The organism is Mesorhizobium sp. M7A.F.Ca.US.006.01.1.1 (assembly GCF_003997935.1).
In the GTDB taxonomy this organism is placed as follows: Bacteria; Pseudomonadota; Alphaproteobacteria; order Rhizobiales; family Rhizobiaceae; genus Mesorhizobium.
In genome coordinates this window covers 1-11,508 of record NZ_RZQL01000222.1, presented here as the reverse complement: position 1 = coordinate 11,508, position 11,508 = coordinate 1, and the positions used below count along the sequence as shown (strand labels likewise).

Here is an 11,508-nt window from a genome sequence, read left to right as displayed (position 1 = left end):
TTGTTGACGCGTGCGAAGGTGGCCAGCGAGTTGATCAGACCGATATTCGGGCCTTCCGGCGTTTCGATCGGGCAGATGCGGCCGTAATGCGTCGGGTGCACGTCGCGCACTTCGAAGCCGGCGCGCTCGCGGGTCAGACCGCCCGGTCCAAGCGCCGAGAGGCGGCGCTTGTGGGTGATCTCCGACAGCGGGTTGGTCTGGTCCATGAACTGCGACAGCTGCGAGGAACCGAAGAACTCGCGCACGGCGGCAGCCGCCGGCTTGGCGTTGATCAGGTCCTGAGGCATGACCGTGTCGATCTCGATCGAGGACATACGCTCCTTGATCGCGCGCTCCATGCGCAGCAGGCCGACGCGGTACTGGTTTTCCATCAGCTCGCCGACCGAACGCACGCGGCGGTTGCCGAGATTGTCGATGTCGTCGATCTCGCCCTTGCCGTCGCGCAGTTCGACCAGCGTCCTGACCACGGCCAGGATGTCGTCCTTGCGCAGCACGCGCACGGTGTCCTCGGCCTTGAGCTCGAGCCGCATGTTCATCTTGACGCGGCCGACGGCCGACAGATCGTAGCGCTCACTGTCGAAGAACAGCGAGTTGAACATGGCTTCGGCGGTTTCGAGCGTCGGCGGCTCGCCGGGGCGCATGACACGATAGATGTCGAACAGCGCGTCCTGGCGGCTCTCGTTCTTGTCGACGTTGAGCGTGTTGCGGATATAGGCGCCGACATTGACGTGGTCGATGTCGAGAACCTTGATCTCGTCTTCGCCGGTGCCGAGCAGAACCTTCAGCGTCTTCTCGTCGATCTCGTCGCCGGCCTCGAGGAAGATCTCGCCGGTGGCGTAGTTGACGATGTCCTCGGCAAGATAGTTGCCGAGCAGATCCTCGTCGGTCGCCTTGATCGCCTTCAGACCCTTTTCGCCAAGCGCCCGTGCCTGACGCGCGGTGATCTTCTTGCCGGCTTCGACGACGACTTCGCCGGTATCGGCATCGACCAGGTCGCCGACGGCCTTGAGGCCGCGGAAACGCTCGACGTTGAACGGAATGCGCCAATGGTCGCCGGCGCGCTTGTAGGTGATCTTGTTGTAGAAGGTCGACAGGATCTCTTCGCCGTCCATGCCGAGCGCCATCAGCAGCGACGTCACCGGAATCTTGCGGCGGCGATCGATGCGGGCGTGCACGACGTCCTTGGAATCGAACTCGATGTCGAGCCACGAGCCGCGATAGGGGATGACGCGCGCGGCAAACAGAAGCTTGCCCGACGAGTGCGACTTGCCCTTGTCATGGTCGAAGAAGACGCCCGGCGAGCGGTGCATCTGCGAAACGATGACGCGCTCGGTGCCGTTGACGATGAAGGTGCCGTTCAAGGTCATGAGCGGCATGTCGCCCATGTAGACGTCCTGCTCCTTGATGTCCTTGATGGACTTGGCGCCGGTATCCTCGTCGATATCGAACACGATGAGGCGCAGCGTCACCTTGAGCGGCGCGGCATAGGTGAGGTCGCGCTGACGGCATTCGTCAACGTCGAATTTCGGTCCTTCGAACTCATACTTCACGAACTCCAGCATCGAGGAGCCGGAAAAATCGGAGATCGGGAAGACCGACTTGAAAACGGCCTGCAGTCCCTCGTCCGGACGCCCACCCTTGGGCTCCGCCACCATCAGGAACTGGTCATAGGATGCCTTCTGAACCTCGATCAGGTTCGGCATCTCCGCAACTTCCGGAATCTTTCCGAAGAACTTGCGTACGCGTCTGCGGCCATTGAAAGTCTGGGTCTGGGCCATCGTCGCTCCTTAGCTCTAAACTCGGGACGAGCCTCGCCGCGGCTCGCCTTGCATGCTGGGCCACCTTGGCGGCAACCCTCTGTCTGTTTTCCCGGCGCCTGTCGGCGGCCGGCTAGAACGGGAGAAAACCCGTTTCCTGAAGGCCGATTTTCGGCCCTCAGGAAAGAGGTTCTCGTAGATCTCGCGTTACGCGCTCTCCCTTCGGGCGAAGGGAGTGGCGGACGGCGCGAGGCCGCCCGCCGCTTTTACGCTTACTTCAGTTCAACCTTGGCGCCGGCTGCTTCCAGCTGGGCCTTGAACTTGTCAGCGTCGGCCTTGGAAACGGCTTCCTTGACCGGCTTCGGAGCCGCTTCGACCAGATCCTTGGCTTCCTTGAGGCCAAGACCGGTGATGGCGCGGACTTCCTTGATGACGTTGATCTTCTGAGCGCCTGCCTCGGTGAGGACGACGTCGAATTCCGTCTTTTCCTCGACCGGAGCAGCAGCAGCCGCACCACCGCCAGCGGCGGCAACAGCCACCGGAGCAGCGGCGGAAACGCCCCACTTTTCTTCCAGAAGCTTCGACAGCTCGGCCGCCTCGAGGACGGTCAGCTTCGAAAGGTCGTCTACGATCTTTGCGAGATCAGCCATTGTTGTGTTCCTTCATAAGGTTCGAACGTGTGTTTGTGATAGCGAGGAACGGCCTCATGCCGCCTCGTCCTTCCGGGCGTAAGCGCCGATGACGCGCGCGACCGAAGCCGCTGGCGCATTGACGATCTGGGCGATCCGGGTTGCCGGCGTGGCGATCATGCCAACCAGCCTGGCGCGCAGCTCATCGAGCGACGGAAGTGTGGCGAGTGCCTTCACACCGTCGGCGTTGAGCGAGGTGGTGCCCATTGCGCCGCCGAGAATGACGAGCTTGTCATTTCCCTTGGCGAAATCGGACGCGACCTTCGGCGCCGCAATCGGATCCTCCGAATAAGCAATCAGCGTCTGTCCCTTGAACAGCTCGATGATCGATGCGGAGTCCGTGCCCTGAAGAGCGATTTTGGCGAGACGGTTCTTCGCGACTTTGACGGTGCCACCGGCGGCGCGCATTTTCGACCGAAGGTCGTTCATTTGCGCGACGGTGATACCGGCGTAGTGGGCCACGACCACTGAACCTGCGTTCGAGAACGCACCGTTCAGGCCCGTGACGAGTTCGCGTTTTTCCGCTCTGTCCACTGCCTATCTCCAGTTGACCCCAATCCTGTTAACGGGAACATCCCATTGACGAGGACAGGCGTCGGGTTGCCTTTTGTCGGCCGGGCCATCCAGTAACGGATCTCCCGAACGACGCTCGAGGATCCTGCCCCCTTTCGCCACATCGACGGTCAAGCCGGCGATGCGCAGACAAAAGGCAAACACGGTTCGAACCTTTCATTGGAGCAATCGCTCCGTTGTCCGGTCTTCACCCGTCTCATGCAGGCCCAAATCGAATTAAGGCTTCTGGGCCGCCTGCAATCTCGGACAGGATGTCCGGAAGCCTTTCGACTTCCGGCACCGGGCCGCCGACAAGTCGGAGGTCCGGAATTCACTTGCGGATCAGCCGCTTAGCGGCCGATCCAAATATTCGTATCAGGACGCGTTGAGCGTCGCGACGTCGAGCTTGAGGCCCGGGCCCATCGTCGAGGTGACCGACACCTTCTTGACGTAGTTGCCCTTGGCGCCAGTCGGCTTTGCCTTGGTCACCGCATCGGCGAAGGCGCGGATGTTCTCTTCCAGCGCCTTGACGTCGAACGAGACCTTGCCGACGCCGGCATGGACGATGCCAGCCTTCTCGACACGGAACTCGACGGCGCCGCCCTTGGATGCCTTGACGGCGGCGGCAACGTCGGTGGTGACGGTGCCGACCTTCGGGTTCGGCATCATGCCGCGCGGGCCGAGCACTTTGCCCAGACGACCGACCAGCGGCATCATGTCCGGCGTGGCGATGCAGCGATCGAAATCGATCGTGCCCTTCTGGACGATGTCGACCAGATCCTCGGCACCAACGATGTCGGCGCCGGCGGCGCGCGCTTCGTCGGCCTTGTCGCCACGGGCGAACACGGCGACACGCACCGAGCGACCGGTGCCGTTCGGCAGGTTGACCACGCCGCGGACCATCTGGTCGGCATGGCGCGGGTCGACGCCGAGGTTCATGGCGACTTCGATGGTCTCATCGAACTTCACCGAGGAACGGTCCTTGAGCAGCTTCAGCGCATCACCCAGGGCATAAGCCTTGTTGGGATCGATGCCTTCGCGGGTCTTCGATACACGCTTTGCAATCTTTGCCATGATCTTAGCCCACCACTTCCAGACCCATCGAGCGGGCGGAGCCCTCGACCATGCGCATGGCCGCTTCGACGTCGTTTGCGTTCAGGTCTTTCATCTTCGCGGTGGCGATCTCGCGGACCTTGTCACGCGAAACCGTACCGGCCTTGACCTTGCCCGGCTCCTTGGAACCGGACGTCAGGTTCGCCGCCTTCTTCAGGAAGTAGCTCACTGGCGCCGTCTTCATGACGAAGGTGAAGGACTTGTCCTGATAGTAGGTGATGACGACCGGAACCGGCGATCCCTTTTCCATTTCCTGGGTCTGCGCGTTGAACGCCTTGCAGAATTCCATGATGTTGATGCCACGCTGACCAAGCGCCGGGCCGATCGGGGGAGACGGCGTAGCCGATCCCGCTTTCACCTGGAGCTTGAGCTGGCCTGCAATTTTCTTAGCCATCTCTTTTCCTGCCTTTGTCTATGCCGGCCATGCCGGCGGTTGCAGTCTGGTGGTGCGATCCATGCGGCCGGCTAAAGCCGCATTCGTCTCCCACCGTTCTCAGGCCGCGCTTCCGCGCCGCCTCCCCTGATCGCCAAACCGGCGTCAGGGATTTCGGATCAGCCCTTTTCGACCTGCCCGAATTCCAGATCGACAGGCACGGCGCGCCCGAAGATCGAAACTTCCACCTTGAGCCGCGCCCGCTCCTCGTCCACTTCCTGGACGAAACCGTTGAACGACGCGAAGGGACCATCCGAAACGCGGATCGCTTCGCCGATCTCGAACGTGACCGAGGGCTTGGGCCGCTCGACGCCTTCCTGCACCTGGTTCAGGATGCGCTGCGCTTCCGCCTCGGTGATCGGCACCGGCTTGGAGTCACCCAGGAAGCCGGTGACCTTCGGTGTATTCTTGACCAGCGAGAACACGGCGTCGGTCAAATTGGCCTTCAGCAGCACATAGCCCGGAAAGAACTTGCGCTCGGCATCGACCTTGCGGCCGCGGCGAACTTCGACGACCTTCTCGGTCGGAACCACGATCTGGTGGATGTCGGCAGACAGGCCCTTCTGCTTGGCCTTGTTCTCGATATCCTCGGCGACCTTCTTTTCAAAGTTCGAATAGGCGTGGACGATGTACCAGCGCGCGGTCATTTCAAGACTTCTCCGTAATCGCCGGACTTAGCGTCCGATGCCCAGAATCTGTTCGACCGCGAGGCCCATGAGCTGATCAGCGGTGAAGAAAAAGATCATCGCGATCACTGCGAAGGCCAGAACCATCACCGTCGAGATCATCGTTTCGCGCCGCGACGGCCAAGTCACCTTGGCGGTCTCCGCGCGGACCTGCTGGAGAAAGACGAAAGGATTTGTGGTTTTCGAAGCCATATGCCGCTCTGTCTTCAAGACCCGTTGGCCGGGTCTCCTGGATGATCCCGCTGGCCGGGACGTACCGCCTGAGCGAATTTCGCGCCGAATCAGCGCAATCATTTCGCCCATGCAAATCAGACGCGTAAAGCCGGCTTCCCAGCTCCACGCGTCGCGTGTCTGTTTCGTCTACATAAAACCGATTCTTGATCCACGCAAGTGGCAAGTCTCCGCTTTATGACCAAACACCGCCTCGGAACCATCCAGTCGTTCCGTCCCGGCTATGGCGCTCTTATGCCCCAATCGACCCTATATGGCAAGCGGGTCGCCGATTTTCAAAGGCCAGACCAGGGAAATATCGTTTTGAAACACCATTTTTTGAGAAATGGCGAAACATTGCGTTTGAGTGCCATTCCAACAAATGGCACGGGCAGCAGGGCTCGAACCTACGACCTGCGGTTTTGGAGACCGCCGCTCTACCAACTGAGCTATGCCCGTATCGTGCGCATGTCGGCGCAGCAGGCGCTTCCTAAAAGCTTCCGCACGCTCTGTAAAGGGTGGTTTGCAAGCAAACGCGCCTTAACCCCCTGCGCCAGAAATCGGGATGGCTGACAACCAGTCCGTTCGGCAACGATATAGCAGCCGAAGCTACTTCGTACCCGGTGGCCGATAGGGGCCGCCCGGCACGCCCCAGCCCCAGGCCGGCATCGGTTCCGTCTCGGGATCGCATGTCTCGCCGAGATTGGAGTTCATCTTGGCCAGGCGCGATCCCCATTCGACATAGCCCATGAAGGCCGAACGGAATTCCGGATCGTCGGGCAGGCCAACCGCGTCGGCGGCATCGGCCAGAAGGCTGATCCAGCGGCGGCGCTGCTCCTCGCTCAGATGCTTGCCCAGATGGTGCATGACCATCTCGCGGTGGCCGCCGAACTGCTCGCTGTAGGTTTTCGGCCCACCGAAAACCTCGCCGATGAAGGCCGCGACATGGGCGGGGTGATCCGGCGACATGGTCTTGAACACCGGCCCGACGATCGGGTCCTGCGCCACCTTGTCATAGAAAGTCTGGGTCAGCCGGTTCAAGGCCTCGCCGCCGCCGGCCCATTCGTAGAGTGTCGGGATATCCTGGCTCATTCTCGATCCTCCGCTGCCTGGCGCCGCCAGCAGCGACGATAGCGGAACAATTGGAAGCGGCTCAACCTGCCTCGATGGCCAGTTCGTGACTTCGCCGCGGCACTACAATTTGGCCGGCGCGTCAGCCTCGGCATTGGCGGAAGGCCGGATCCGGCAATTCTGGGGTCTTGGCACTGCCTCGCAAATGGTGGCACCGGTCAGCGCGTCGACCGATTGCAGGCTCGTCGTCAGTCCGACCTTCAGCATCATGCCGGGTTCCAGCCGGCGCTCGACCGAGCGCCGCTCGATCGCCGCGAACAGGGCGGGACCGATCGCCATCTCGTCGAGATAGGCCTTGACCGTCTGCTTTTGCCCCATCAGGTAGAGGCTAAGTCGCGCCTGGGGACCGACAAGCCGCTTGATGCCGCCGGCAAGCATCAGCGCGCAGGCCGAATCGCACTCCACGCCCGCATCGATGCTCAGCCCGGCATAGGCGCCCTCTTTGGCCAGGCAATTCCACGCTCCTGGGTCACAGCCGACGAAATCGGTGCGGCCAACCGCGACGTCGAGCTTCTTCTCATGGATGAGCCGTCCCGCCGCCAGGGCGCTGAACAGGTCGCCTCCCCTCGAACTGACCACGACAGGCAGTTGCCGTTTGCCCAGCGTGGCGAGCAATTGGCGCAGCTTCTGCGGGGTCTGGGGGGTGATCGCGCCTTCCGCCGAGATCCATTCCGGGCAGTCTGGATTGCAGAGCGGATTGGTGCCGCGAACGACAACGAAGCGCATATCTTCATCGCGCCGCTCTTCATCGCGCCGCGCCGCCTCGGGTTCTATCGCCAGCGGAGTAGGCTTGGCCGCGGTCGCCGTCAGGCCATCAGGCTTGTCCCCCGGCATTTCCCGGCAATTCGTGGCCAGGCGGCCGGGCTCGCACAGGCTTGCCGCGGTCAACAGGCCTACGGCGTCCGTGCTGGTGACCAGCTTCATCGCCAGCATGTCGTCGAGGGCGATCTGGTGGATTTCGCTGGCCGGGGTGCCCTTCATCGTTTCGAGCATGCCTTGTTCGATGCCCATCTGTTTCAGGTATGCCGCCAGCTTCTTCTCCACCGACTTGCTCATCTCGTAGGTCTTGTAGCTGCCGGCGTTCTTGCGGCTGACGATCTTTGTGTTGAGGATCTTCTTCTTGCCCCCCACGATGCGGTAGGTGGTGCGGTATTGCAATTTCGTGCGGATGTAGGTCGTGGTGATCTGATGGACGCCGAGATAGGCCCATTCGCCGGCCACCCGCCTGATACCGCCGACAAACATCAACGGACAGGCGGAGTTGCACATGGCGCCATAGTCGATGACATCGCCGAAGTAGCGGGCGTCACGGTCCTGGCACCCCTGCGCCCCGGGCTGGCAGCTGGAAAACACCGTCTTGCCGATGGCGATATCGAGCTTGTTCTTGCGGATCAGCCTGCCAAGCGTCAGCGCCGCCTCGACATTGCCGCCGGGAGAATCCACGACAACAGGCAGTTTCCGCCCGCCAAGCGTCTTCAGCATGCGTTTGAAGAGTGCCGGCGTGCCGGCTTCTATGGAGCCCTCGGCCGAGATCCATTCCGGGCAGATCGGCTCGCACCCCGGTGCGTTGCTGCGGACAATGCCGAACCGCATCGTCGGCCCAAGATCCGGCGCCGCATCCGCCGCAAAGGCTACCGGACCCGTGGCAAGCAATGCCAACAGGCAGATCAGTGCCAGCGACCACAATGCCCGACAACGGTGAAGGCGCCCTGAAACCATTCTGCAAAAAGCCCCTTGATGCAACCTATACTAGACGAGGTCCAAAGGCTTGCAACAGGGTTCGAGCGACAGGGGGCACCGGTCTCTGGGGCAAAAGAAAAGGGCGGCGCCAAGGACCGCCCTTTCTGTTTCGAACCTGACCGGCACAAGCCTGTGTAGTTATTCGTCGATGGTGACGACGATGCCGTCACCGACGGTGCGGCCGCCTTCACGGATAGCGAAGTGCTTCCATGGCGATCGGCACGATTAGCTCCAATGCGGGTCAGAGCTTCGGTAGCGCGTTCGCCTCCGCGTTGGCGGCCGGCGGAAGCCGGCAGTTGTCGGCCTTGGGTGAGGATCTGCAAATGGCGGCGCCCGTCAGCGCATCCGCCGACTCCGGCCCGGTCACAAGTCCGACTTTCAGCATCATGTCTGGTTCGAGCTGACGCTCGACCGAGTTCAGCCCTATCGCGGCGAACAGACCTGGGTTGATTGCCATCTCCTTCAGGTAGGCTTGAACTATCTGTTTCTGTCCCATCGAGTACATGCTGAGCCGCGCCTTGGGATCGACCAGCCGTTTGGTGCCGCCGGCGAGCATGAGCGCGCAGGCTGAATCGCACTCCACTCCAAAGTCGCTGACCAGCCCGACATAGGCACCGTTATCAGCCAAGCAACCTGCCTGGGGCGCGTCGCAGCCTACGATATTGGTGCGGGCGACGGCGACGGCGAGCTTCCGTTCATGGATAAGCCGCCCCGCGGTCAAAGCGCTGAACAAGTCGCCTCCCCGTGAGCTGATCAACAAGGGAAGCCGCTGGTTGCCAGGCACGGCGAGCAACTCGCGAAGCCTCTGCGGGGTCTGGGGCGTGATCGCGCCTTCCGCCGAGATCCATTCCGGGCAGTCGGGATTGCAGAGCGGATCGCTGCCGCGAACGACCACGAAGCGCATCTCAGGCACCCCGTTTCCCGGCGCTGGCTCGAACGGCTTGGTAGCTAGAGCCTTGGCCGGCTGGGAAGGCGGGGCTTCAGCCTTTTCAGAAGGTGCGGTCTTCGCTTTTATCGTTGCCGCCTTGGCCAGCTTGGCGGCAGCCGTTTCTCCGCCGGCTGGCTTATTCGCCGGTATTTCCCGGCAATTCGGGGCCAACTTGTCCAGCATGCACAGGCTGGCGCTGGCAAACAGGTCTACGGTGTCCGTGCTGGTGGCTAATTTCATCGACAGCATATCGTGGAGGGTGATTTGCCGGATGTCGCTGGCCGGCGTCGCCTTCATTGTGTCCAGCACGCCCTGTCCGACACCCATCTCCCGGAGATAGGCAGAGAGCTTCCTCGCAAGCGCCTTGCTCATCTCATAGGTCTTGTAGCTCTCGCCCGGAGTGATGGTCTCCGTGGTGATCTGATATTTTTTGCCCCGCACAACTCGATAAGTGGTTCGATAGTGCCGCGTACTGGGAAAATAGGTGGTGGTGATCTGATGAACACCCAGATAGGCCCAGCCACCGGCCACGCGTCGGACGCCCCCGGCAAACATCAGAGGACATGCGGAGTTGCACATGGCACCCCCGTCGGACGCCATGCCGAAATAGGCGGCGCCTTTGCCGTCATTGGCCCGGCAATCCTCCATCCCAGGCCAACAATCGGAAAACTTGGTCGTGCCGATGGCGATATCGAGCTTATTCTTGCGGATTATTCGACCAAGCTGGAGCGCAGCGTCGACATTGCCGCCCGGAGAATTGACGACGATCGGCAGTTTGCGGCGGCCGAGCGTCTTCAAAATACGCTTGAGCTGCGCTGGCGTGCCCGCCGTGATGGCGCCTTCTGCCGAAATCCATTCCGGACAACTGGGCTCGCAGCCGGTCGCGTTGCTGCGCACGACGACGACCTGCATGTCCGAAAAACCGCCGGACAACATGCCCGGAAGGTACCATGAGTTAGGATCCCATGTCCTCGGATCGGATAATGTTGTCGGAACGACATCCCCGGCTTTTGCGGCGAAGGCAACCATAGCCATCGCGACCACCGGAACCAGGCAAACCAGCCCACGCCACCATCTTGCTATACTGCTTGAACGGCGCCCAAAAAACACGCTTTGCCAAAGCCCCCTCGACACAACCGATAATAATTGCGGAAACGGTGCTTGCAATAGGTTTGAAAGAACTGCGAAATACTCATCTGCCTAGTGTCGGCAAACAAAAAAGGGCGGCCCGAAGACCGCCCTTTTCTTGTCGATCGGCAAATGCCGGGTCCAAATTACTCTTTAATGGTGACGACGATGCCGGCACCGACGGTGCGGCCGCCTTCACGGATAGCGAAGCGCAGCTTCTCTTCCATGGCGATCGGCACGATCAGCTCGACATCGACCGTGATGTTGTCGCCCGGCATCACCATCTCGGTGCCTTCCGGCAGCGACACGATGCCGGTCACGTCGGTCGTGCGGAAGTAGAACTGCGGACGGTAGTTGGTGAAGAACGGCGTGTGACGGCCACCTTCGTCCTTGGTCAGGATGTAGGCTTCAGCCACGAACTTCTTGTGCGGCTTCACCGTGCCGGGCTTGGCCAGAACCTGGCCGCGCTCGACACCTTCACGATCAACGCCGCGCAGCAGCGCGCCGATGTTGTCGCCGGCCTGGCCCTGATCGAGCAGCTTGCGGAACATCTCGACGCCCGTGCAGGTCGTCTTGGTCGTCGGACGGATGCCGATGATCTCCAGCTCCTCGCCGACCTTGACCACGCCGCGCTCGACGCGGCCGGTCACGACCGTGCCGCGGCCCGAGATCGAGAACACGTCTTCGATCGGCATCAGGAACGGCTTGTCGAGCGGACGGACCGGCGTCGGGATGTAGGCATCGACCGCAGCCATCAGCTCGCGGATCGCGTCTTCACCGATCTTCTTGTCCGAATCTTCCAAAGCAGCCAGAGCCGAACCCTTGACGATCGGAATGTCGTCGCCGGGGAATTCGTTCTTGGTCAGAAGCTCGCGAACCTCGAGCTCGACCAGTTCGAGCAGCTCGGCGTCGTCGACCTGGTCGACCTTGTTCAGGAACACCACAATCGACGGCACGCCGACCTGACGGGCAAGCAGGATGTGCTCGCGGGTCTGCGGCATCGGGCCGTCGGCAGCCGACACGACCAGGATCGCGCCGTCCATCTGTGCGGCGCCGGTGATCATGTTCTTCACATAGTCGGCGTGGCCGGGGCAGTCGACGTGAGCGTAGTGGCGGTTTGCCCGCTCCTTTTTCCCCGGCG

10 protein-coding genes, 1 tRNA gene and 1 pseudogene are annotated in these 11,508 nt (G+C 61.7%); all 12 read right to left on the bottom strand.

Features of this window, described 5'->3' with window-relative positions; translation table 11 throughout:
- A pseudogene (locus tag EN943_RS28905) lies at positions 1 to 1,778 on the bottom strand (DNA-directed RNA polymerase subunit beta); the annotation flags it as partial.
- Between the two features lie 251 nt (positions 1,779 to 2,029).
- Positions 2,030 to 2,407, bottom strand: a complete 378-nt coding sequence (gene rplL / locus EN943_RS28900; protein ID WP_027038853.1) for a 50S ribosomal protein L7/L12 — start codon at positions 2,405 to 2,407, stop codon at positions 2,030 to 2,032.
- Between the two features lie 54 nt (positions 2,408 to 2,461).
- A complete protein-coding gene (gene rplJ, locus EN943_RS28895) occupies positions 2,462 to 2,980 on the bottom strand; it encodes a 50S ribosomal protein L10 (RefSeq protein ID WP_013531412.1) in 519 nt (172 codons plus the stop codon).
- Positions 2,981 to 3,373: 393 nt separating this feature from the next.
- Entirely contained in the window at positions 3,374 to 4,072 is a 699-nt protein-coding gene (gene rplA, locus EN943_RS28890; protein ID WP_013531411.1) for a 50S ribosomal protein L1, read from the bottom strand.
- A gap of 4 nt (positions 4,073 to 4,076) precedes the next feature.
- Positions 4,077 to 4,505, bottom strand: coding sequence for a 50S ribosomal protein L11 (gene rplK / locus EN943_RS28885; protein WP_013531410.1), 429 nt, complete (start codon positions 4,503 to 4,505; stop codon positions 4,077 to 4,079).
- A gap of 158 nt (positions 4,506 to 4,663) precedes the next feature.
- On the bottom strand, positions 4,664 to 5,191 hold the full coding sequence (gene nusG, locus EN943_RS28880) for a transcription termination/antitermination protein NusG (RefSeq protein WP_013531409.1): 528 nt from the start codon (positions 5,189 to 5,191) through the stop codon (positions 4,664 to 4,666).
- Between the two features lie 27 nt (positions 5,192 to 5,218).
- The gene (gene secE / locus EN943_RS28875) at positions 5,219 to 5,422 is read right to left on the bottom strand and encodes a preprotein translocase subunit SecE (protein WP_013531408.1); all 204 of its coding nucleotides are present in this window, start codon (positions 5,420 to 5,422) and stop codon (positions 5,219 to 5,221) included.
- Positions 5,423 to 5,823: 401 nt separating this feature from the next.
- Positions 5,824 to 5,899, bottom strand: a tRNA-Trp gene (locus EN943_RS28870).
- Between the two features lie 150 nt (positions 5,900 to 6,049).
- Positions 6,050 to 6,532, bottom strand: coding sequence for a group II truncated hemoglobin (locus tag EN943_RS28865; protein WP_127415581.1), 483 nt, complete (start codon positions 6,530 to 6,532; stop codon positions 6,050 to 6,052).
- Positions 6,533 to 6,634: 102 nt separating this feature from the next.
- Positions 6,635 to 8,290, bottom strand: a complete 1,656-nt coding sequence (locus EN943_RS28860) for a hypothetical protein (RefSeq protein ID WP_127415580.1) — start codon at positions 8,288 to 8,290, stop codon at positions 6,635 to 6,637.
- A gap of 262 nt (positions 8,291 to 8,552) precedes the next feature.
- Complete coding sequence (locus tag EN943_RS28855) at positions 8,553 to 10,151, bottom strand: hypothetical protein (RefSeq protein WP_127415582.1); 1,599 nt, start codon at positions 10,149 to 10,151, stop codon at positions 8,553 to 8,555.
- A gap of 362 nt (positions 10,152 to 10,513) precedes the next feature.
- Positions 10,514 to 11,508 (bottom strand): elongation factor Tu (tuf, locus tag EN943_RS28850; protein WP_127415579.1); only part of this gene is annotated, 995 nt, incomplete at its 5' end.